The organism is Novipirellula herctigrandis (assembly GCA_007859835.1).
GTDB classification, from domain to species: domain Bacteria; phylum Planctomycetota; class Planctomycetia; order Pirellulales; family Pirellulaceae; genus Novipirellula_A; species Novipirellula_A herctigrandis.
Window position 1 is genome coordinate 4,842,568 of record SJPJ01000001.1, and the last position, 26,498, is coordinate 4,869,065.

1 protein-coding gene is annotated in these 26,498 nt (G+C 55.4%); it reads right to left on the reverse strand.

The window, feature by feature from the left end; translation table 11 throughout:
- Positions 1-33: 33 nt before the first annotated feature.
- Positions 34-26,457, reverse strand: coding sequence for a LamG-like jellyroll fold domain-containing protein (locus CA13_RS17730; protein WP_146398839.1), 26,424 nt, complete (start codon positions 26,455-26,457; stop codon positions 34-36).
- Positions 26,458-26,498: the final 41 nt, after the last annotated feature.

Below are 26,498 nucleotides of genomic sequence, written 5' to 3' on the forward strand. Positions count from 1 at the left end.
GTCATCGGATCACTGTGGAATGGTTTCTTGGATTCATCCGTCGGTAGGGATCGCTAGTTCCTCAAACACTTGGTCGATCAAACTTGTGTCCAATGCGGTTGCATCGGTATCGAGCTCATCCTGGGCAATTTCGACCCTCTCGGCTGCCTGTCGCTCGACGCTCTGCATTCCCCATACTTCGGACGTTCCGAGTCGATCGGTGGATTCGAGCAGGATGGTTGACCTTTCCTCTTCGAGGAATGGTTCCGCTTGGGAAGAAAGTGTGAACGATTGCGGGTAACTAAGAACCACGATCGATTCACCCGCAGGAGCGTTGGCCGACGGTTTGTTGGATAACGCATTGATCACGATGAGTGCGTCAAGGGCAGTTAAGTTTCCGTCGCCGGTCACATCAAAGAAATTCGTCGAGAAGTCAGGCAGCGTGGCCGGATCGACCAACTTGGATGTTGTTCCCACTACGAACTGAGGCTGGCTCAGTTGATTGAAAATTTTCAGGGCATCAAGCGCGGTAATCGACTGTGAACCATTCACATCAAGTGCAGCGAGCGGGTTCGTCCATCCCGCACCACGAATGTGGAGCCTCGCAGTGCCCGATTGAGCGATCACTTGGAATTGTCCATCAACCACTTCGGTCCCGATGATGATGAATCCGTCATTTTGCGTGTCGAGAGTATCCTTCGCGTCCATGAACAGATTCAGTTCGTTGCTGGTACCGGTTAACGCGAGGACATCGCTCGTTTTCAATATCAGACGATTTTTTCCATTCCCACGAATATCGATCGATTCAAGATCACGAATGACGTCATCCGCGATGGTTGTCAAATCAAGCGATTGACCACTGCCGGTCAGTCGCAACGTATCGTTGCCGTTACCGAAGTCTCCACCGATCAGGCCGCCAAAGACTGCGTCAAGTTTGGCGACGCTCAGTGTGTCATCGCCATCGGTCCCAGCGATTCGGATCGCTTTCAACGAGTTGCCGGGTGCGCGGAACAACTCGGTCGTACCGAGTTTGACGACGACGTCACTGCCACCGATGATGATTTCGAAGGTATCCGAAACCAACGGATGGAATTCCACATCGTTTTTCGTTGGTGCATCACCATCCAAAATAGTCGCGATGTAATCTTCGACTTCCCCGTCCACTGCGGAGCCTGTCGGTAACAGACCGCCCTCGGTGCTAAGACGGAAACGAGCTGCGGTGGCACCTGGGACGGAAGTGACCGGAACACTGAAACCAAGCACGTTCGAACCCGCTTCGACCGGTTGGCTAATGGCAATTTGTTCGCCTGCATCGAGCCAGTCACCATCACCATTGAAATCGATCCAAGCATCCAGTTTTCCAGCTTCGGAAGCCGTGAAGAAGACGCTCGAACGGGTGGCGACGTCGCTGCCAATCAAGCTGGTGATCGCAAGCACGCCGTCATCGTTGTCGCCACTCGCGTCGAACCTTGGTTGACCATCGAATTCCGAATCCACCCCGCTACCTAGGAAAAGGGAACCAACGGTGTGACGAGCACCATCGTGAATTAGCAGGGTTGGATACCGTGGTGAAGCAGCCGAATCGAAAGCGTCTCCAAAGTCGAAAGTTGGTAATTCAACGACATTCGTCACGGTAATCGCAAAGTCCTGAACATCCGTCAGCCCACCGGAACTGCTTACCGTGACTTGGACATCGTAGACATTGTCGGTGCCGGTATCCTGAGGAGTCTCAAAGTCGGGAGCATCCAAGAACGTCAGTACGCCCGTTGCGGGAACGATCGAGAAGCGATTCTGATCAGTACCGCCTGTCAGGCTATAGGTCAAACCTGCGCCTTCGGTCTCGCCATCCAAATCAAATGACTCGACGTCAATCACAAACGTTTCGTTTTCTGCAACGCTCACTTCGAAGTCGCTCGTAATCAGAGGCGGATCATTTACATCCGCTGGAACGACGGTGACTGCGATATCGAGGACATCCGTGAGACCCGCTTTGTTCGTCACACTGACCTGAACATCATAGACATTGTCACTGCCAACGTCGGCAAGAGCGTTCGCGTCGGGAGCAACCTTAAAGCTCAACACGCCCGTTGCTGCAACAATCGCGAAACGGTCCTTGTCAGCACCTCCACTCAATTGATAGGTCAGACCGTTCCCTTCGGTGTCTGTTCCCGGATCGGTTGCTTGGACATCGATCACCGAGGTCTGGTGATCTGGCACAAGTATCTTGGACGGACTCGTGATGGTGGGCGCCCCCACGACGTCCACTGAAAGTGTTCGCTCGGAATGGCCGCCGTTATCATCCGACACGCTGACCTTGACGATCATCGGGTTCGCCAGCGTGCCATTTCCATAGGCATACGAATGGACGGCGGTGAATGATCGAGTGACTTCGTCAAAGGCGCCCAAAGTGATTCTTGCGTCACCAGCAGCGGTACCACGCTTCACGGTCAGCACGTCACCGGCTTGATAGCCCGTGCCAGGAGTGGCGATCGTGGCGTCGACGATACCGCCATTGATCGTGCTGATATTGATCGCCATACCTGTTCCGCTACCTCCCGTAACTCCAACCGCATTAGCATCGGAATATCCAGTGCCACGTGTCGTAATACCAAGCAAGTTCGAAGCAGAGAGACGATCGACGTGGCCATCGCCCCAGTTGATCTCGACGGTGTGCGTGTCATTGACGCCAGCATCCACTCCAAAGGTTCCCGTCAAGGTGACCGGAGCAGCAGAAGCGATCTGCTGGGGAGTCATCGCAACGGTATCAATTGGCGCGATCGTGTTCTCAACGACCAGCACTCGCGAATATTCATTGAAGTCGCCGTCCTTGTCCATCACTCGTCCGCGAATCAGAAACTCGCCGCTGTCGGCAACGATCGCTGCGGGTACCGCTTGTGTTGCACTACCGGGTACAAAACCATTGCCGTCGCCAAAGTCATACGAATAGGTGAAGCCCGACGTCGTATCGACAGATGACGGGTCCGCGACCTGTGTGAACCGAACGTTGACACCGGTATCACCCTCTTCAACGCCACTGGGAATGACAAAATTAGCCTTCGGTGCGACGTTCGATACAACGAAGCTGAAGTTTACGTTGGATGTTGAGCCCTCGGCGTCCGTCACTGTGATGGTGACCGGTCGCGCGATGTCGGTATTGTCGGCAGCAGTATGCGTCCAACTCCACGTACCGTTCGTGACATCTTTCGAAACGGTACCGAGCGAGGCGTTAAAAGTGACGGAACCACCGCCGGGATTGCTGAAGCTGCCGGTGACGATTGCCAGTTCACCTTCTTCGACTTCAATCAATCCGGACCTGAGACTAGTGATCGTCAATTCCGGTGGCAAATCGTTGACAACAACGGTGGTCGAGTAGTCGACGGTTGCTGTACCATCTTTCAATCGCGTCGGGATGACGTGCGTTCCGGCACCAAGCGAGGCTGGAACGATTTGTGTGGCGCTACCCGTCACAAATCCATCACCGAAGTTGTATTGGAACTGGAACAAATCTAAATCATTAGGATCCGCAACATCCACAAAGCTGACGGTCGCCACTTGTCCCTGGTTAATCGGTCCGTTGTTCTCAATCCGTGCGTTTGGGGCTACATTTCGAACCGTTAGCGTTGTCGTCGCAACGACTGGTGTCGAGCCATAGGTGACAGTCAAGGTCAAGTTGAATGCACCGTTATTTGTGACACCGAGTGCTTTCAGACCATTCCAGTCGATGGTTTGGATCGATCCGCCTGAAGCCGCTGTTTGCGGTGTGCCGTTGGCTTTCCCAAAACTCCATTGATAGGAATTGGCATTGGGCAATCCAAAGGCGTCTGCATTGAGTGTTAACGACTGACCTTCATCGATCGAGTAGGGGCCACCCGTGACCAACGAGGAAGCATCAAACTGTACTTCAACGGTCTTGTTTGACGGCGTTGTCTGCACGCCGTTCTGGTCGATTCCAATGATCGCGATCGCATAGGTGCCGGGACGCTCATAAAAATGAGTAGGCACGATTTCCGCATCGATCGTCTCAACGGCGGTTCCATCTTTCCAATCGACTTGCCACTGTGTCACTTCGTCGCCACCCGCGTCCGAGGCGGTTAGCCCAAGCGTGTAGAGGGAATCGTTGAAATTGGCCGTGAAGACCGACAAGCCGGTCACGCTGACGACGGGTAAAACGTCATTGATGTTGATGAGCAACTCGGCGTCACTGAGTTGCGTTTCTGTCGAAGTGACATTGCCTATCGCATCCATGGTGTTGACAACACGTGCGACTTGAAGCGTGACTCGTCGTTGGGCGTTGCCGCCGGTTAAGTCAGCGGCGTCAAAGCCAAAGTCGCGTAGATCTTGCCACGAGAGAGTGACTAGGTCTTGGCCGGTGACCAATTCCGTAAAGTTTCCGTCACCATTGAGATCCCAGGAATAGGTAATTTGACTGAGCTCATTGGCGCCGTCGGCGGGCAGTGTGCTACCGCGGGCGTCCAATGTCAACGATTCGCCTTCATTGATCGAGATGGTCCCCACGGTTTTGGCCAGTGGAGAATCATTGGGAGTGAGAAAACGGGTTCGCGAAGGCTGTGCCTTCACGCCATCGACCATCATGGTGAAGGCGCCAGAACCAGGAATCTGCTGCACCGAACCGCCGCTGTTGGATCCATCGCCACCGAGCTCATAGTTGACGAGGTCGCCGTTGCTTCCACCGTTACCAACATCGACCGTCACGTCACTGCCGCTGCCGAGACTCTTTGCGCTAACGTAAATTTGATCGACCCAGTTGTTACTCGGATCGTCCGTCGGTCCTTCGGTTGAGATGATCACGACCGATTGATTTGCGACTTGGGTGATGCGAACGACGTCCGCACCATCGCCTGTCGTGCCTTCCAGATGGGCTCCACCGGTGTGTTCTCCCCCGATACCCTCAGGAACGACCGTCATGGCCGTGCGGAAGTTGACCGTATCGTCGCCTGAACCCGTGTTCCACTTGGTCGTGCCTTCCGTCGCGGCATCGTTGAATGTCAACAAGTCATCGCCGGCGCCCGTCGAGACTCCTAGATCAATGTCAACTCGAGGGGCCTCGTCAATCGTGACGAAATCTTCGCCAGCACCGGTTGCAATTTGAACCGACCGAATGTTGGAAAATTGCAGTTGCGTTTCGATCGGCGGCAGAATGGGGCTGTCGTCGGCATTATTGTGCAAGGTAATAAAACCGCCGGGGTTGCCCGAAATGTCTGGATCGAAACTCGAACTAACGAACACGCTTGATGTATCGTGAGCCAATGTGACGATCGAATCGGGCCGGTACAAACCAAAGTTTGCTCCGCCTGTCGCGTTACCGACGTTGTTATTAAGCACTTGCAGGAACGATAGCTGTCCAACTGTCGGACTAGACGGGTCGAGATCTCGTTGCAAGACAGCGATCGAATTTCCTTGATAGCCCAACGCATACAAGAAAGCACCCGCAGGGATCTTGGTATGCAGTTTGTAGTTATCGATGACATTTGGGTTTTCGATGATCTTGGCAAAGAAAACGTCGTCACCCGAAAGTGCCGTCGCGGAACCCGTTAGGGTTGCACTCATCTCGTAGGGACCGGAACCCTTGATGGTCTGGACCAGAAACGCATTGTCGCCTGCTTGAGCCGCTTCGAGCGTGCGGAACAGCTGAAAACTATCGGTATCGGTCACATGAACGAAGTACTCGGTATCGGCATTCAAGCCGCCCGGTGTCGTCAGTGGATCGAGGAAGACGACCCCAAGGCCGGTACTCAGACCATGTGGAGAGGCCGTGTTGATCGTATGAGTCAGGTTATCCACCTCGTCCATCGCGATCGTCAGATGCAAGTCAGCAAATAATTGGAAGCGATTGTCGTCGATCTTACGGACATAGTAAGTTTGAATCGGATCAACAACCACGGTCTCAAACGCCGAGACCACATCCAACTCGGGATCACCTTGGAAAGTGCCATTGAGTCCGTTTCCTGAATCGTCGACGGCGACTGTGCCGCTCGTTTCGTTGAGTTGGTAATAGGCGTTTGGAGCATCCGCCAGCACGGCCGATGCATAGGAGTCCTGGTCGGTTCCACTGGTAAAGTGCGCTGTCACTTGCGCCGCCGATAATGCCGTGCCATAGAGGGCAACATCGTCCAGTGCCCCCTGCCAAGTGTAGTTCGCATCAACACCTCGACCGACAAGCAGAGGCTGGGTCGAATGATTGATCGGAGTCGTGTAATTCTTTGTGGCGACCTCTATGCCGTCAATGTAAAGCCGTATCACGAGGCCGTCATAAGTGCCCACGACATGTGAGTATTGGTCGAGCGGTATCGCGGCGGACACCCTTGCAATGGAGTAGTGATTGACAAAGAAGGATAGATTCCCGCCCTGATAGTACATCCCGTAACCATTGGTCCAGGCGTCACTATCTGTCTTCATCAACACAGTGTCAAACGAACCGATCGACGGATCAGGTTTGATCCATGCTTCGACACTGAGAGCAGCGGGGCGCAGCAGGGCCGAATCGGCGATCTCAATAACATCGTCCACTCCATCGAAGTGGACGGCACCATCAGACGGCGGCGCTGTACCGCTGGCTTGAATGCGGGGCGCTTCGGCTGCGTTGTCGAACCAAATTTCTTGCCCGGTGTGCAACCCGTGTGGCTGATCGAAAGTGATTGTATGCGTGAGTTCGTTTAGATTGAAACTCTCGAACGGAATGACGGAATCGTTTACCGGATCGCTGAGTTGGATCACGCCAACTCCGCCCAAACCGCGGATGCCGTTAACGCCTTCGCGGATGATCTGGATGTGATGCAGGCTGCCGTCAATCACCGTGTCATCCGTGCCCAAGAACTCGTCAAAGACGGAGATCGAACTGTTGCCAGCGGATGCAACGTACACAAAACGTCCCGCCGGAATTGTGCCCTGGCCATCGTCCGCTAGCGCCGGACTGACTTCGACACCACGTGGATCGTCAAGACCAGTGTCGATCTCGTTGGTCTTGTTGAGTGCAGTTGCCGTTCGATTAAAGATCAGCAACTGATTCGTCGATGGCTGCACCGCATAAACGGTCGTGCCGTCGTTCGAGAACTTGATGTCCGAAACGGTATAGGGTTGCACCGCCAAGGCGGGTCCAAGCAATCCCGTATCGGCATTGCCAGTGAAAACTTGTAGTCCCTTGGGACCGCTGACATAGACATTGCCATTCGGAGCAATTGCCAATTCCGTGATCGGATTGTCGCCAACTGAATTGAATACAGCTGTCGAAATTGCCCTGACAAATTTTAATCCGTCGGCGGTTCCGTTGAGTGTCGTTCGTTGATAGACAGCGATCGCATTAGCGGCGGTTTCCTTGACGGATGAAACGAAAACGTATTCACCCGAGGCACTGACCGCAATGTTGGTGGCACCCGACAAGGATAGATCCGCCGTACCGAACGCTCCGATCTTGTCGTCCTTCAATCGCTGTACAACGGAAGTCGTTCCGTCGGCGTGTTGGTTGAGGACGTACAGGACGTTGTCGATGGGCGAGACAGCATAGAATGCCTGCTTAACACCAGGCACCGCGCTAGCGATCGAGTTCGCCGTTAGCGATTGGACTCGGGTCAGCCCGTCCAGCGGATCCATATCACCCAGACCGCCCAAGCCATTGGGGTTTGGTCCCTGATCCGCTGTGACCTCGATCCCGCCACCCGATGGGCTCGTCAGCAGGAATGTCGTTAAAGCATTTGCATCGGCGCTGGCCACAACGATGAACTGGTTCCCATCGGTCGCCAGTTTTTCCAGTGCGGAATCGGCGGCACCGTTGAGATCATCGGGCGAATCCGGAAACGGAGTGATTATTCCGAGCGACTTATTCGTGTCAACCTTAAACGTTGTCACGGCGTCCGAATCGGCTGCGGTCACGTACACGCGCGATCCATCGGGGCTTATCGAAATTGAACTGGCACCACTCAGTTTTTGAACATTCGAATCACCGGGGCCTACAATATCGGTGATTGGTAGCGTGTAGAGAACCTGCTGCTGCGTTCGCTTGAGCTTACCAATATTTCGCACGTCGACCGAGGACGGATCGCTCAATACAAACACCTTCCCAGAGGCATCCGTGGCGTAGACGGTCGAGCCATCGGGACTGACGACGATTCCGGTGATCGCACCCTCGCCGTGGAACCAACCGGCTTGTTGTTCGGACTCGGCAAAATCTTCGACCAGGTTTTGGTTCGTGATCCCGATCGCGACGCGATCACCCAGTGAATCGGCGAGGTCGCGGTGGACGTCAATCGAGTCGTTCTCGCGGTCAACCTTGACCTCGACCGTTACGTCAACTTGGTTTGTGTTATAGTTGAAAGAGAATCCCTCATCGGACCGTATCGTGCACAGGTAGGTGCTGACCCTACTGTTGATTTCGGACACGTCAGCACTCACAAAACTACAGGCATAGCTGGGGTTGTTCGTGCTGACTCCACCGATGTTGTACCAACGTTCCTTAATAGAACCTGTCGCGGGGTAGAGTTCAGGAGAGGCATTGAATTCGATGGCTCCAAAGTCATCTTCGCCGTTGGCGTCCGATTCTCGGAAATACATGATCAAGGGAGCGGTACCAGAAACCGTCTGCCAAGGGAAATCCGTGATGTTCTGTTTGCTATTGTTGTTGCGCGGGAAAGAATAAAGTGCGTTTTCGGAGGAGCGGCCAATCAGGTTGACATAGAGGTCTTCGTTATCGCCGTCCGCCGTGTCGTCGCTGCCGTTGGTAACGTTGTAGCCAGTGACTCTTACTTGCGTCAGGCTAGGCGCTGTGTTGTTCGCGAACACATCGAATGTCGATTCCGTAGCAAGCGTGTCGACCGCTGAAATTTCGGTCCACTCGCCCGACGCTTGTTCTCGCAAGAAGTGAATGTTGCCACTCGTGTCGGTCGCTGTGGCGGTATTGCCATCGACGGTCACGGCGATGGAATTGATTGAAAAGCTGGCTTGACGTGAGAAGTTACCATTTGAATCAGTACGATAGATATTGGTTTCAATACCTCCACCCACGGCGGCGAAGTCAGCTCTGGTAATCACCGTGTCGCCGTCAATGTCGATGACAGGTCCCCAGTAATCTCGATCTTCGGTTAGTTCCCAAAGATCGTTGCCGGAGTTATGCCTCCACATCAATGTGCTTGAACGATTGACTGCGGGATCGTTCAGGGTGATTGCGGCGCGTCCTTCGTCCACGACGACGAACGAACCGAATCTCGCGTCCGCGCGTCCCTGGGGGTCGGTAATCACTTGGTGGGCATCGAAACTGGCGATACTGAGGCTTTTTTTCAACACCAGCACTGCACCAACGTCATCACCGTTTGGCGGATCGACTGTCGTGAACTGATTGAAGTGGTCTGCCGCCGGTAGACCCACAAACAGGAAGTCGCCGTTGGTGGCTAGCGCGGAAATTCCCGCGTCGAGGTCGTATCCGCCGTAAATGTCCGGGAGCGTGAAAACTGGAAGCCCCGTCGAACTGGGGCCAATCGAGACAGGCTTCCACTGATTGGAATTGTCGAATTCGGTTTGATATTCAATGCCATTGCCAGCTTCATTCACGCGGTACAACGTGTTGTTGTCTTGCGGGAATGGAGTATCAATCGAGACGATAGAGGCGTTCTTATCCGCTGCCGAGCTAACACGCACATCACGATTGGCCAGGAAACCGAGATCGACGGAGCGGACGCCAGTTACCGGAGTCTCTGATTCGCGGAACCAATCTTGCTTCGTTGACAATCGGAACGATTCATCGGTTTGTTGGTCCCAGGTTGCGATATCGCCCGAAACGTCACCGGTATAAAGCGTTTTTCCGTCGCTGGTGATTGCGATCGTTTGGGTATCATTGAGGCCGCGAGCTTCGGATGTGAAATGGGCCTCCATCGAAAAAGCAAGGCCAATGCGGCCTGCCGATGCAATGGTGGATCCGCGCTGAATCCCATTGTTCAGATCATTGCTCTGGAACCGATACGCGTTGCTTTGAGCAAGGTTAACACTCACGGTCGTCCATATCTCTGCATTAAAATCATTGGGTGCACCGCCATCCAACCAGCCAAAGTAGAGGTCAGAATGATTCGACACCGTATTATTGCCGATCCAGCCAAAATCAAATTGATTGAAACCGGGCTGAGTGATCGTTCGCTGCGTGCCTGTGGCGACAATCTCCCAGCCATTCGCACCGCTGCGTTGCAACAACAAGGGAGTGATCTGCGATGCGCCGCGAGCGTAGAAGCGATAGTTTCCACGATCATTGATCGGCAATGTGAACGGATCGTCTAAGACAATGACGTTACCATTCGCCAAGTTGGTGCCGCTTGTTCCGCTTGCCGGTACGATGCCAACTTGGATTGCCGCAGCCTGGAAATTGGCGTCCATCGAGTACGCTTCGCCACGCCGGAATTGCGCCGAGCTACTCCTGATTTTGCCGCTCACGTTTGACACATCAGTACTACGTATTTGGAACGCATTGGACGAGGTTCCAGTTGACAGCTTCACGACGGTGGTCGTGTTGCCTTGAGCGCCACCGTCAAGCCAACCAAAGTACAGTCCCGCGGTATTGGGAACGGACCCGGTCTGCAAGCCAAACTCGAACTCGTACACTCCTTCGCCGGGGATGTCTCGTCGAGTACCCGTCGCAACGATTTCCCAGCGATCCAAGTTATCAGGATTCGAGTGGTCGTCTTCGCTGAGCGGCTTGAACAAAATTGGCGTAATCGTTGACGCCCCCAGTGCATAGAAGCGATAAGTCCCGTTTTCAGTAATCGGCTGGGTGAATGGATCGTCCAGGATCACCCGATTGCCATCCGCCAGCGGTCCAGCGTTTGTCCGATCGACCGGTTCGTTACCGACGTCGATCGATTTCCCAAAACTGTTTTCCCTCCGCAACTTCTGAAGCACCTTGGTCAGATACCCTGTCGCCGGGTCACGCTCAAAAATCGCGATCCCGTCTTCGTCTCCCGCTGTGGTCACGAAGGCACGAGTGCCATTAGGACTGAACACGAGGTCGGTGAGTCCCAAAAATTTCAACGACAAATTTGCGGCAGCTGGCAAGTCCACGTTCGTGGGATTGTCAACGGTCTTGGAACGTACGGAAGTGAAGAATGAGCCGCTGAGATCCTGTTTCCAAGTCAACTTCGGATCGCCGTTGGTTTGTTGACCAACCTCGTAGACCGTCAGAACGGAATTCCCGGTTCCTGAAGAAAACCCGCCCAAAACATAGAGAAACTTGCCATCAGGACTGAGTTCAAGCTTGCTCGGCTTACTCGGAACATGGCCAGTGTTCGCATCGATGGCGTCAACATAGACCAACCGTGAACCCTGAGAAATTCCGGGATCCGCGACCCGTAGGAACAAGGCAATCTTGTCCTCGTCGGTTCCCGCCGCGAAGACGAACGGATTGGTAGTGCTGGTGACGACGCTCTGCACACCCTGCAATCCATCCACGCGACCGATGGGGAAAGCGTCCCGAGCGAGGTTACTTTCATGATCCAAAACACGTGCGCCTTCGATGATACTAAGCGCATTGTTCGCCACATCCACCGTCGCATTCAGCGGAGTGACGACCGACAACGTATTCGCTTGATTCTCGGCCGCGATCAACTCGGATCGCTCTGCACCTTCCAGATTGACCAACGCCGATATCCGTCTTAGCGAGAGTGTCCCACTGCCGATCGAAGTCAGGTCGAGCGCGGTATTGACTCCAGGTAGCGAAAGTTTGAACGTGCCAACGGTTGCGTCCAATTCGCGGACAATGAAGAACTGGCCCGGATCCAAATCGATCCGTTGTCCCGGAGAACCGCTACGCTGCTGTTCGGGAAGTGTGCCGATCGAGCCATCGGCAAGCGTTGCCGTTAACAGGACACGGTCGCCGTTTTGCAATGCCCGCGGCGCGGTGAAGCCTGCGAAAGTGACTTCGTCGTCATCCGTGTCGACGGTCACGCCCGCTCGTCCATCGACAAAGTACATCGTTCCTTGTGAGACAACCCAATCGACCGACTTGGTATGGTTACGATTATCAATCACCAGAGTTTCGATTCCGGCACTGACCGTCAACGCGGTAAAGGAATCGGGGACTGGCTCGCCATCCACGATGACGCGAATGGAATCGTCTGTGCCACTCTCACCAAGGATGACCGTGTTGTCACCGGGAACCCCGTGCAGCAGGAACTCGTCGTTGCCGGGACCGCCGCGCAGTTCAACGCTCAAGTCGCTGATACTGCTGTCGACCGTGAACGTGTCGTCTCCCAGGCCAAGCAGCACATTCAGTTTCTCGATGCCGGTGAAGCTAGCTCGGTTGACGAGTGTTTCGTTACCCGGCTGTGTGTAGGTTAGCAGCGGGTTGGCATCGCTACCGGTCAGACTGCCGACCATGGTTGGCCATTGCGGTTTGCCATTGACGGCAAGCGTCAGTTGATGGTTGCCGCTGCCGTTGCTGGTGAACATGATGATGTTCGGATCATTCTCGTCGCTGTCACTCGCAATGAGTGCTTCTTGGCGGGTTCGTGCCAAGCGGATGATGTCGCGACCGAAGGGAACGGCGTAGTAGAACTTGCCCGACGTTAGCCCGGTGGGTGGCGTTGCATCGGAGGTAAATAGCAATTGCTCGCCACGTTCCCATCCCGTACCAAATAGTTTGATGGCGTTCTTTCCATCGAGCACGTTGACATTGCTGCTATTGAACGTACGCGTCGACCCTAACAACACTCGATCGCCGCCATCGACTTCGGTGACTGGTTTTTCGCCTGTCTCGCCACCGTTGATGACCAACAACGGTTGTAGGCCCGACGTCGACACACCCCCGCCTTGCAGATTGACTGTGTCGTCGCCCGATCCCAAATTCACCGTCGTCGATTTTGTCAGTTTGCGAATGTTGATCGTGTCGCTCTTCGTCCCCGCATTGATCGTCGTGGGGATAACGGTATCGAGTACCGTAAAGATTGAAGCAACATCACCCAAGCCCAAGTTCACATCGGCTGTTTCAAAACCGAAGAACTCGACTCGTCGTGGCGATCCTTCCTTCAAACTCGCACTGTAATCTTGAACCAGACCACCGAGGCCGTCAGCGGTGCGCCCGATGCGTCCGATCGGGACAATGTTGTCACGCGATCGCGGTTCGACCAATTTAAACTTATCGGTTCCGCCACCCGCGTTGATCACGATCGGCCGTTCAATCTTGCCCGGATCAATCGCAGTCGTACCACGGAAACCACCGATGGTTACCTGATCGGCGCCGTTCTGGAAGTCCAATTGGGCTCCGTGCCGCATCGCCAAGATGGTCAGTTTCGTATTGCCGGTTCCAAAGCGATAATCGACATCCATCGCATTGAATGCATCCCCTTGCGAATGCATCAACCGCACGATCGGATTTCCGTTGGAATTAAGATGCGATTCGCTAACTTGAAACTTGGTGCCACTAAAGAGCGTTTCTTCGGGCGATGATGCTTTGGTATCGAGGATCCAATCGGTAGGACTGGCCAAGTTGTGTTTGAAATCAATTTTCTCAGCGTCAATCGTCGACAACGTGGTGACCGCCGTAGGAACGCGGCTTAGCCTCGCATCGATAGAATCCGATCCACCCTGTGCTTCAAAGGTGACCGGCATGAATAGGTCGGGAACGATCAGAACATCGGTGTCTCTATTGCCAACGACTCGCAACTCGCCAGCTAATATGATCGCGTCCGCCTTTGTCGGGACTGTGAAGGTGGTTGTGCCAGTGTCGGCACTGAGCCAATCGATTCCGATCGTGACTTGACCTGTTCCACCGTTGGCACGCAAAACATGACCAGGTCGCAAAGGAAATACGTCACCTCCCAATAATGCGACATCACCGCCAGTGCTCTCAACACGGATGTTCGCTGCAAGTGACACTTGATTCGCGGTCGGATCAATTTCGTCCGGAACAACCAGACGCACATTACCGACCGCCTCAACGTCTTCTGCTATCGACATCGAAGTTACCGCTGTTACATCGATTGCTCCGCCTGCTGTCAAACCGATGAGGCTATTGACGCCGCCAATGGTCAATGATCGGTCATTGCTAATAGATATGTCACCAGTCGTTGCGATTTCAACGTTATTCAGGTGAGTTTCCAGCGCATTGTCGGCAGCGCCAAGATCGCCATTGCTACCGCTGACCGCTAGCTTTCCAGCAACAATATCAGAACCCCTATCGTTGCCGTCGCTGATCGATGCGACATTGCTTATGGTGATTTGACTCGAATCCAGCACTGAAATCGGACCGCCAATCACCACGGGCTTGCCAGCAAAATCAAGCGAGATGCCCCCGGTGGCCGCTTCGATTCCCAGGACCTCCACCGACTGGTTGCTTGTCGTCAGTGCGATCGCGACATTGCCTCCCGCTTCGCTCTGCAGCGTCGGCGTCGGATCGAGCCCCGACGTTTGCAGGATATTTGCCTGAATAACATTGCCCGATTTCCCGGTGTCTTTTCCTGCGTTTAAGTTCAACGTGGCTGTATTGATCCGCGTCGTTGCTCCAGAGACACGATCCAAAATCGAACCCTCGGTTGCAACAATCGTGGTCAGTCCCGTCGGATTATTGATCGCGCCATCCAAAAAGACGTCGGTGAGCGCTGTAGCGTGCGTGTTTTGAATCTCAACCTCGACACTGCTTAGCGCGCGAACTCCGTCATCTTTCAGTGCTTGGTTGGGCGCGGGCGTGATGACCGGGGTCACCGTGAAAGTCGGAAACAGGACGTCGATTCCGTTGATGTCGAGATTCTTGGTTGATCGGTTTTCAATCGAGACGTCCCGGAAGCGATCGGGCACCGAATAGGATGCGGTGTCTTCGATCGTGACCGATTCTTTCTGCTGATTCGCACCGGCGATGTTCGACTTCGTTGCCTTGATCGTGATGCTTGGACCCGTCGCCTTATTCAATCCGTCGATCACAATGTCGCTAGCCGTCGCGGCACCAAGCTTGAATGCTTGATTGAAAATCGTTCCATCGGCACCCACGAACAGATGAGCCGAGTTCGTGCCGGGCAGTAGTTTGCCTGCGACATCAATTTTGGCATCCGTGACCACTGACTTTGCCGTATTGACGTCGTCGATCGGCGCTACTGCCGTCGCACTGAGGTCCGAATCCGCAACAACGGGGCCGGTCGCTCCGGTTGCCATCACGTTAATCGTGTTGCCCGCCAATACGGCGTCCTTCGCGATGTTCAACTCCGAGATCTGGTTCACATCTGCGACCACGTCACCCGTTTGCCGGGCGATCAATGCAAGTCCGTTGTATTTCCCAAAATTATTGACGTTGATGGCCCCTTGGCGGGACGTGACATTGATGTCTCGAGCAGTGATCGTGGCTCCTGCGAGCTGATTCAAGACTGCATTTGAATCGATGTCGGTTTTTGAAGTCGTTCCGACGAAACCACCTGCCGACACGTGCCTTCCCTGAGCGTCGGAATCGACGATGATTGAATTGACGTTGGCATCAATGTTCGCTTGGAATGCCGTGATCGAACTGCCGGTACCGAGGACCGTTTCGGCAAGCGTTGCATCATCGAGACCATAAATCGTTGTGCTGGAGAACGCTTCGGCACCGCCACCGATTCCGAGGAATTCAGCATACGTCCGCGACCTGACATCCACGTCATTCTGGGAACGAATGTTCGCGATGCCGCGTTCAGCAATCACACTGGCGTTTGCCCCCAACGTGGTGCTGGCGCCGGTGTTGATCGTCTCGACTGCTGTGGCGCTTTGCAGCCCAATGCCACCGCTCGTATCGACAATGGCGTTGTCTAGCAGTTTGGTCTGCGATTGCGATGTGACATCCACTCCGCTCGCACCGTGAATCGTTGCTCCATCACCAACCTGGGTCGCGACATCCGCTCGGATGACCTGTTTCGATTTGGAACCGCTGGCCCCCAGCAGCGCGCCACCGGACGCCTTGGTCTCGACGAAACCCTCGTTCTTTTCGAGATGGGACGAAATCGTGACTTGACCATCGGATCGCAGGGTCACTCCATCACCGATCGTTGTCTGTACGGCGGGGTTCAATGTCAATTCTGCGATCGATAGGCCGACTGCAAGTGCACCGACCGTGACGCCCATCGACTTTGACTCACCATAGACCGATCCGGCGGAACCGATGGTCGCGTCATGAGCCACCGTAATCGTCGAATCGTCATCAACGGACGTCGACACCGTGGATGTGACGGACGCTGTCGCCTTGTTGACTCCACCAGCAAACAGTCCGCCGGAAACCGCTTGGGACTTCGCTCGAGCGTCGTCGGTACTACGTGCATTGACGGCCAACCGATCGACATCAATCGTTCCACCAAGACGTGCTTGGGTTATTCCAGAAACCGTCGATTCCGTGAACACCGCACCGATGGCTCCACCGAAACCTGCCGCAGCGGCGAGCCCTGAACCAACCACGGTTGGAAGTGCGACCGATTGAGAATCGACTTTGAGCTCGCCTGCCGTTGCAGTGACCGTGCCACCATGCACGAGAGCTTTTGTCGAACCGCCAATGTTGTTCTTGACAGCAACACCGGCACCGGCAATTGCGCTCAATCCAGCTGCGACCCCACCAGCGAGCGCATTGGAGTTGATCGTAGGTTCGGAAATCGCGATCACCGATACGCCGCCCAATCGAGCGGTCACGTCGCCGCCTCGGAACGACGCCTCCACCTCATTTTCAATCAAGTTTTCCGCCAATGTAATCGCTATCGAAACAGCTGCCCCCACGCCAATGGCTGCCGAGGCCGAGGCCGCAGCAGCGTCGGCGGTAATTGTCGAGACGTCTTTGGCGTTAACACTGATTGAACTTCCCGTGACAGCCGACGCATCCCCAGCGACGAACGCTTCCACGTTGTTAGCGATTTTGTTGGTTGTATTGACACCGCTGCCAGCACCTGCCCCAGCACCGACTCCGCCGGCGATTGCAACAGAACCAGCGAACGTTTTCGCTTGAATCTGTTCCTTGGTCATGGCATCCAACGTGATCGTGCCGATGGCATCCACGGTCGAATTGTCAACGAATGCCTGGACTTGCAGTGGAGAGTCGTTTCCGTCGGCGTCAAAGCCAATGGAGTTTTCGGCAATCGAAGCACCGATGGAAACCGCGCCGCCCGCAGCCGCGCCGACGCCTAATGACGCGGCAGCACTGAGCACTTGAGCGTCAATCGTCGATGCGTTCGAGGCTTTAACCGAAACGTTCTTCGCGCTGTCAACATCACTGTTCTTGATGGACGCAAGGACTCCGCCCGTAATCACATTCGACGCCATAGCGCCGGCACCGGCAACCGCGAATCCGGCTGCGCCGCTGATTGCCACCGAGGCTGCCGCCGCCGCGGTCCGTGAGCGGATCGTGGCCATCTCGGACGCTTCCAATGAAACATCGCCGACGGTAGTGGTAATCGTGTTATCTGCACTGTCGATATAGGCAGCGATTTGGTTGCTAATTTCGTTTGCAGCTAACGCGATGCCAATGGAGAAGGAAACCGCACCTGCGCCAGCAAAACTAGCCGCCAGCGAAACGGCACCCGCATCCGCTTTGATGTTCGACGTATCGCGAGCCGTTAAGGTGACGCGGTCGGCGGTGATGCCGGTCGCACCGTCGGCGTCGATGTATGCCTGGACGGTAGCACCGATCTTGTTTTTGGCATTGACGCCTGAGCCGCTCAGCCCAACGGCACCCGCGCCACCACCAGCGATGGCAGCCGATCCGGCAAAAACGAGTGCACCAATCCCTTGATTGGCAATGGCAGTCGCGGACAAATCGCCGCCAGCGGTGATACTGGAGTCCTTAATATAGGCTTGAATTTCTGCAGTGTCCGCGGCACCGTTTTTATCGAAACCAATATAGTTTTCTGCGAGCGCCGCACCAATCGACGCACCGACTCCACCCGTACCGCCGACTCCGACACCCACCGACGCAGCGATGATGGTGGCGATCACCGATGAAGTACTCGCCGCGCTCAAGTCGACCGCACCGGCGCTCGTAACATTGCTTGATTCAATATAAGCGTTGGTGTCCGTCAGGATCACATTGGTCGCATCGGCGCCCGCTCCACTTAGTCCCGCGCCACCTGTGCCACCAAAGCCGGCGGCTACCGATGCAGCGACTGCGATCGCTTCGATCGTCGTTTTGGAAACTTGTAGTACATTGTTGACGTTGCTGATCACATAGGTCGTGTTGGCTTGTGGGTCCGCGACGGCCCAACTCTTTCCATCATCCAGCGTCGATATCCTAGTCTTGCTTGATAGTGACGTCCCTTTCGACTTGAACTGAGCCTTTAGCTTGGCAAGAATTGCCGCATCCTCCGTTTTGCCGAGGGCTTGCGCGTTCAATTGAGCTGCGGTGACAAGTTGTGCACCGGCAGTATCCAGATTAAAGAGCTTCGTTCCTCTGGACAGCGCCGAAACATCGACATCGCCCGTGCGAGTCACCAACAGATCGGCGGCTTTGATGTAGGCGCTGATTTCATTGTCAACTTCATTGTGAGCAAGGGCCACACCGATCGATAACGCGGCTCCACCGTTACCGGCGGCGGCAATTGCCAACGATGCAGCACCAGCCTTGGATGAAATTCCCGAACTATCGTCGGCGCTAACCGTAACGGTGTCCGCAGCGATACCAGTGGTTCCGATACCATCGCCATCGATGAATGCGCTGATGAGTATCCGAACACGGTTCCTTGCTTCGACGCCCGCACCACTAAGTCCAAGAGCGTTACTGCCTGCTGCCGAAACGGCCACCGATGCTGCACCAACTTGGACATCAATGAATTGGTTGGACAATGACGTCACGCTTAAATCACCCGCAGCGTCAATGTTGGAACTCAGAACATAAGCGCGGGACTCGGCGGGCGATGCATTGCCGCCCAGCGTGTAGCCGATCAGGTTGCGGGCCCGTGCGGCACCGATGCTGGCAGCGCCCGAGTTGCTTCCGCCACCACTGGCGGCAACCGAAGCAGCTAGGATTTTGGATTCGATTGAGGCGGTGTTCGTGGCGCTGATAACGACATCGCCGTCACTTTTAAGCGTACTGTCTTTGACGTAAGCATTCGCCTTGGTCAGAATCACATTGCTTGCTTCGGCTCCACCACCGCTCAGTGCAAGGCTGTTGGAACCACCGCCACTGAGTGCCACCGACGCAGCGACCGCCAACGCTTCAACCTCTGATTCTTCCAACACGGCAACTCCAATATTGCCGGTCGTTGTTCGGACATTCGCGCCGTCGACGTAGGCGTTGACCTTGTTATCGATTTCGTTTCTGGCGATGGAGACGCCGATGGCGATCGCCCCCGAGCTGCCTCCCGTACCAGACGCGGCAACCGAGGCGCCGACCACGTCCGCCGTGATGCCAGACTTGTCGGTTGCGGTCACAGAGAACGCACTTGCAACGACAGTGCTAGTTCCGCGGACAATCGCCTCGACACTACCGCCGATATTGTTGATCGAAGCGGCACCAGCACCCGCGAGCGAACCGCCCGTTCCGCCACCACCGCTGACGCCAACGGCCCCGCCAACGGTCAAGGCTTTGATCGTCGGTTTCGAATCCGATGTTAATGTTACTTTGCCACCGGAGGTAATCGATGAAGAATCGATGTCAGTGCGTACAATGTTGTCCACATCATTGACTGCGACCGAGACGCCGACCGCTGCGGCTTTGCTTTTACTTCCAAAGGAGAGTGAAAGTGCCGCGGCGCCTGCGACCGTATTGATGTAGGAGTTGTCCGTGGCCGACAACGTTACCGCGCCACCGACATTCACCGTACTGTTATTGCGGATCATTGACTCGACGGTATTGTCAACCGTGTTACCGCTTCCGCTACCGGCGCCCGCTAAGGCGAGTCCGCCCCCCGAACCTCCCTTGGCAGCACCTGCAACTCCAATCGCAAGCGTATCAAGATTGGACGTCGAGTGGCTGTCGAGGATTAGCGCGCCGAGGGCGTTGACGGTAGCCCCGTCCAACGATGCACGGACGTTGTTCTCGACGATGCCAACTTCCACAGCACCGCCGATCGCAATCGAGCGTTTCGAGCTGCCTGTCCCCAACGACAACGCAGCACCACCGACGTCACTGTTAAGAATCGTTTTGTCGGCTGCTCGCATGACAACGCTTTGCGACGTACCCGCACCGGCATTGGTTCCGTTGATGGTTGCACCGTTGTCGACGTGAGCGAGCGTATCGCCTGAAAGCACGTTGACGGTAACCGACAGTCCGATTCCCACAGAGCTGCCTGTCTTGCCAGCCGCCGCTGCAGCACCGATACCAACCGTCAGCACATCGCCAAACGAGGTTGCAGTGACAGCCAAGCCACGAACCGCGGATGTCCCCTGATTCCCATTATTGTCATAGCGGCCATCACGAACATTGATCGCGGCGTTCGTTCCCTTACCGAATGCATTGACCTTCGCAGCCGATCCAATAAACGCTTCGGTTTTATCATCGTCAACCACGACGGCGACCGAAGCACCAACGCTGGTTCCACCGGATCCGCCGCTCCCACTTTCAGGATTTGTCGGTGCCACACCCGATGCACCGGCGGCGGCTCCGGCGGCTGCATCAATTGACGTATTGCTATCGGCCGCAACATGGACGCTGCCTTGCGCCGTGACAGCCGATTGCGGACCCAGGAACGCTAATGTCGTGGTATCTTGAATGACAACAACAACGGCGCCCGCCACCCCTGTTGATTTGCCGATGCCAACGTTGGCCGATAGTGAGAAGACATCTTCCTCGCTCGTTGCCTCGACCGTGACATTACCACTGGCGTTGATCGTCGCAGCAGTCGCTGCGTTGTCCGATGCAACGGATGCCGTGGTGTTTTTGTCATCGATGATCACGATGTCCAAGCCCGCGCCGAATCCACCCTTGGTCAACCCTCGGGCTAACGCGCCAACGAAGTTCATGATTCCAAGTTTGTCATTCGCTTCGACAACGACATTCTTTGCATCGACCTTAGAACCGTCGCCAAGGTTCGCAGTGGTGGTGATATCGTAAACACTGACAGCGGCCGAACCGGCGACGCCCGAGCCACCTGCGGAATCACCCGCGCCGGCGACGACCATGGTAACCATCGGAAATGCGCTTTGAACTGCCTCGATCTGCTCCTCAAGCAATTCCTTAAGCTTCTCGATTGGGAAATCGGGGAAATCAATTGCGAGGGGCAGGACCGCGGAATCAGCATTGAGGGAAACATCGCCGCTGCCTGCCTCGATGTCGGCACCGGCACCAATCGTCGCCAGCGAACTTGTGCTGACCCGATTGACGCCGACGGCGGCTCCAAAACTGTTTCCCTTGCTTTTCGCGCCAGTCGCAGCGTTTTCGTCGGTCGCTTTCTTACTCTGTGCGGCGCCGCCAACCAGAGTCTGGATGCCCACTTGGTTCCGTGTCTCTACGTCCACCGGTCCATCCGTCGTCACTTTCGCACCCGCGGTGATCGTGGCGGCCACATTGCTTGTGACCACGTTCACGCCGACGGCGCCGGCAATCGCAGTTCCATTTTGAGTCTTACCGCCCGCCACCGATCGCAATTTAAAATCGCTACTTTCGTCGGTGGGTGTACCCGCTTCAACCGAAAGCGATTTGGCTGTCAACGTTCCATTGCCGACCGATGCGGTGGTGTCGATCGAAACGACGTTTACCGATACGGCCGCTCCAATTCCGGTCCCGCCATCATCGGCGACAGCCAATCCGGTCGCAAACGTGGCCGCGTCAGCATCACCGATCGCTTGGACCTTGACGTTTCCACTTGATTGAATGATCACACCATTTGCGATGTTTGCCGTGACATCCGATGACAATACACTTGCCCCAATCGCAGCAGCCACTTTGACCTTGCCACCTTTCGTTTTGGTGGTTGGTTCATTACCGCTGTCGTCCTTACCCGCATCCTTGCCGCCAGGGTTTTCGGTTTCCGCTTCGGACTTCGTGTTCGCATCATCCACTCGGTCGCCACTTGTTGGAACATCTGCGTCGTCATCGATAGACATGCCGCCAAGTTTCTTGGTGAAATTCGTGTTCCGTTTCGTCTCCTTGTCGGCGGTTTCTTCCTCGTCTTCCGAATCCTCGGCGCCCTTCGCGCTGGCCGATGATTCGGTTTCCACCGTAGCAACAGCGTTGGACTGGATCGTGACATCATCAACGTTCACATCGGCCGCGGTCGATACGTTTCGCTGAAGCCTTGCGGTGCTGTCGTCCTCCATCATGCCCAAGGCAAACGAGACACCTACTCCAACGCCATCACCGCCCGTTTCGCCATCGGCTGTCGTCTTCTGCGTTTGCGAGCCATCCGCAATAACGGAAAGGTTGCCATTGACGTCTAACGCAGTCGTCCCAGTAGCGACCGTTGCAGTCGTACCATTATTAGAAAGCCCCAGCGCGACGGAACCAGCGACCGCGGTCTTGTCAGATTCCGCACCCGATTCAGCAATGGTCAACATCGTGTGTTGGCTGCTTGCATTCAGTGCGACATTGCTTGCATCGATGACGTTGGCGGATGAATCAATCGAAGCCGTGGTGTCGTGCCCGGTCACATTTACCGCGACCGATAACCCAACACCGAGGTTGGATCCGCTCGACTTGTCTGCGGGAGTTGCGGTGACTCGGTTGTTTGTGCTTGCATTTGCATTCAGCGTGACATCTTCAACCGTCGTGTTCGAGTCGCCTCCGTCACTTAGTGTGACGCTTGCACCACTATTCAGTCGTGCCTGTGTGTTGCCACCGGTAACGTTGATCGCCAACGATCCCGCAACACCGGTTTTGCCACCGCTCGCTCCTGAATTGGCGGTCGCCGTTCCGCTGTGGACCGATTCGGTGATCGTATGGTTTTTTCCAGTACCGACACTCTTGATTTCTTCGCCCTCGCCGTCCAACGCTTTGTCGTAAGTCGTCGCGAACTCAAAATTTCCACTATCCCTGATGATGACGTAGTAGGTAGCGCCGTTGGTTAGGCCACTGACGTTGCCTCCGCCGCCGCCCGAATAGACAACTGCGTCCCCCGTTGCCATTGCGGTTGCCCCATCGGGAACGATCGTGAACTGTGCTTTGTTCGGATCAAAGGTAATGGTCGTCTTATTGGCACGTTCCAACTTGTGTGCGGTGCCAGTGCCGACGGAAGTCAGGTCGATTTCGTCGCCGTCGGCGGTCTTTGCAAGTTTGATCCTGCCTTCATCGATTGAGTTGACAAAATATTTCGTGCCATCCGTCAACCCGCCGATATTGTTTCCGCTCCCTTTGCGATAGGTGACTTCATCACCCGCCGACAAATCCTCGAGTTTTTCACCGACGTAGAGGGTGTTGGTTTTTATGTCGACCGTTTTCGTCGACGTGGGAGCAATACTAATTTCGCGTTCTGCCATCGACGCGTCGATGATCAATCCGTCGGAGAACAGGGTCGAGTCGCCAACGACTGCTTGATTGGTCACGTCAATCTTATTGAGTGCCAATGCGGCGCCGACGCTCGTGCCGTTTTCCACCGTCGCGCTGCTACCGTCTGCGTTGGCTGCCCCATCGACGTTCAACAGGCCTTGCACTGAGATTAGGCCATCAACGTTCACGGTCAGGTTGTCTCCGATCATCGACGTCGTGACGGCGTCATGCATGTTGATGCTAATGGCTGCAGCAACGCTGAGCGATGATCCCTTTCCCGTGCCTGTCTCGTCGTCCTTGTCCGGAGCCTCGGGTTTTGGCGTCGACTGTTCTTTCGCGTCTTTGCCGGTACCTTTTTTGGCACGAGCCTTACCGAAATTGAGCTGCTTGTTGTTTTTGTTATCGACGGTCTCGGTTTTCGTATCATCATCCTCAGCCCCTTCGGCACCCGCTTTGGAGGATGCCAAAGTTGCGGCGGCCCCACCGGAAAGCAGCAACAAACCTCCCGTAGTGCTGGTCAGATTTCGCATCAGCGAAGCATCGGAATGATCCTCGGCGACTGTCATGCCGATCGCAGCCCCGACCGCGGTGCTCCCTTTGGTGGCACCCTCGGCTGTGGCAGTGGTGTCATTGCCTTGGTTTGATTGGATATCAATGTCACCACTAACGGTGATCGCCGCTCCCGCGTTGATGCGAGCAAAGGTGTCGTTAAACGCCATCGAGATCGCAACCACCGGAGTCACTGCGGTACCACCCGCTGCGCCAGCATTCGCGGTCGTGTTGTTTGCGTGTGCGCCAACCGCGGAAATCGTGACACTGTCGGCAGCACTAAAGTGCGCATTCGTTTCCACTTCCGCCCGGCTGCGGTTGCTGCTAATTCCTAGAGCGACCGATGCACCGATCCCCTTCTTACCAGCTTCGGTCTGCTGAGCATCCGCGGTGGTTGTCGTAGTGGTCGTCGACTCGGTCGCGAGTTTCAAATTCGAGTTGTTCAAATTCAAAGTCGCGCCGCTCGTCACCAACGCTTTGACATCGGTATTGACAATATTGATCGCCAAGGATCCGGCTACGCCAACTTCACTAGCCTTGCCAGAACCGGAGGTCGCTGAAGCAGAAAAGCCATCGTCGCCCGTCAAAGTCGCACTGACGTCGATCGTGTCGGCGGCTTGCAAACTGCCGGTACCGGACAAGTGTGCGTCGCTGATGACATCCGCAAAATTCAAAGCGACCGCCACTCCCACACCGGTCGCCGTGCCACCCGTGTTTTTGCCAGTGGCGGTAGCGGACGAGTTATCCGTTGAGCTAGAGGTAACGTTGATATTGCTCTCGGAGACAACGCTGCCACTAGTATCAATGAATGCGACGGTATGACTACTGGCAAACGTCACTGCCACAGCACCAGCGAATGAAACATCACCATCGGCCGTCTTTGTCTTTTCAGCCTTGTCCTTTTGGGGACCATCGGGATCCGCAAGAACCTTTTCGGACTTGGTTGCTTCGGCAGGTGTGTCGCTCTTTTCGGCACCACCGGCCGTCGAAGTGGCTGAACTTTTGGCTGTATTGTTTGTGGTTGCCTTGATCGTCACCGAATCGGCGCCTCCGGTAATGGAGGCACCACCTTGAATGATGGCACGGGTTTCCGCTTCCGCCACGGCAACCGCCAACGTGGCACCCTTCACCGTGGTGCCCTTGATGCCGCCGTCCACGCTGGCGTCGACATTCATCGTGTTGCTGGCCTCGATGGTGACATCGCCCGAAACGGTTAACACACTAGTACCACCAACTTCTGCGACCGCACTGCTGTCCACGACCGCCACCGAGATGCCCGCATCGCTGGTGGCCGCAGTTCCCGTAGCCTCGACAGCCTCAGCACTTGAAACGTTCGATGTCGCGATGGCGTTTAGACTGTCGGCTGTAATGTTTGCATTGACAATCTTGATCTCCGCGGACGATTTTACGTAGACGCCCGTCCCTTCGAATTTGCTGAAGGCGGCTGCATCGGGGTTGATCGGTGCCGACGCACTTGCATTTATAGTGATCGCATCGCCAACCAGAGTCGCGCCGGTCAGATCGATTAGCGCCGCCGGCTTGGAATAAAAGAAGCCACTCAACTCGACGGGGAATGCGACATCGATTGTGCCGAGATTGGCCATCACTTCTTCGATTTTTCCGTTATCCCGCGCCGATGCCGTCAGCGTGATGTCGGTCGCCCCAGTTACTGATTTTCCCGCGACACGGATCGTCTCGGCGGTAAGAGTCAACGCACCGTCGAGAACAAGATTCGCGTCGACGGTGATGCTGTCGTTACCCGCCAGACCATCAATCGAAAGGGACTGCAGTCCCGCTTTGAGAAACGAAACCTCTTCGAGTGTCCCAGTGGTGGCGCGGACCGTGTATTCGGTCGCGCTCTCCACGACAACCAACGTATCATCATCGGCGGATCCCTCAATGACGATGTTCGTCGTACCGTTGATGCTGATGGGCTCAAGCCCTGCGTAGGTGATCAAGTTGCCGTCAAGCGTGACGGTCCCCGAATCGGGACCTGATGCCGTCATCCTGCCCGAGTCGTAATTGCCTTCGACCACCAATGTGTCAAAACCAGCGACTCCACCATCAACCAATCCGGTTAGCCGCCCGCTCGGTGTAAAAATGAACTCGTCTTCGTTGCCATTCGCGCCGGTTAAATTCTCGACGCCGACGAAACTCACGTTGCCGTTAATCGTGCCTGTGTCGTGACCCGTGATGCGCCATATGCTGTCGCTGCTCGGGCCCATCAAGTTGTCGACTCCATCGCCACCATGAAACAGAATCGATAAAACCGGCAGCGAAGCGTCCAAGAGCAGTGTGTCGCTTTGACTCGATCCAGTGAGGACTACGGAACCGGAGTTGTCGGCAATGGACTGAGCTTTCAGAACGCTTCCATCAATCGCATCGATCAGTTGTAGGTTGGTTCCGTCACTCGCCAGCCGAAGATTGAATGGTTCTCGCCCAGCGTCATTGGCATCGAAAACAAAATCGGCGGCTAATAACATCCGTTGCTCGAGACCCTCAAACAGCAAACGCTTTGTCTTGCGGGCTTGGACCTCTCTCTTCCGACGACTTGCCTGCGCAGCACGCTTGCGATTTCTTCCAAGCATCAACTCAACTCCAATAGCAGCGTCGCTTTGCTGCGTTCCAA

Excerpts from the sequence above, each read along its gene's own strand:
- CA13_RS17730 (WP_146398839.1), bottom strand. The coding sequence starts at position 26,457 with ATGCTTGGAAGAAATCGCAAGCGTGCTGCGCAGGCAAGTCGTCGGAAG.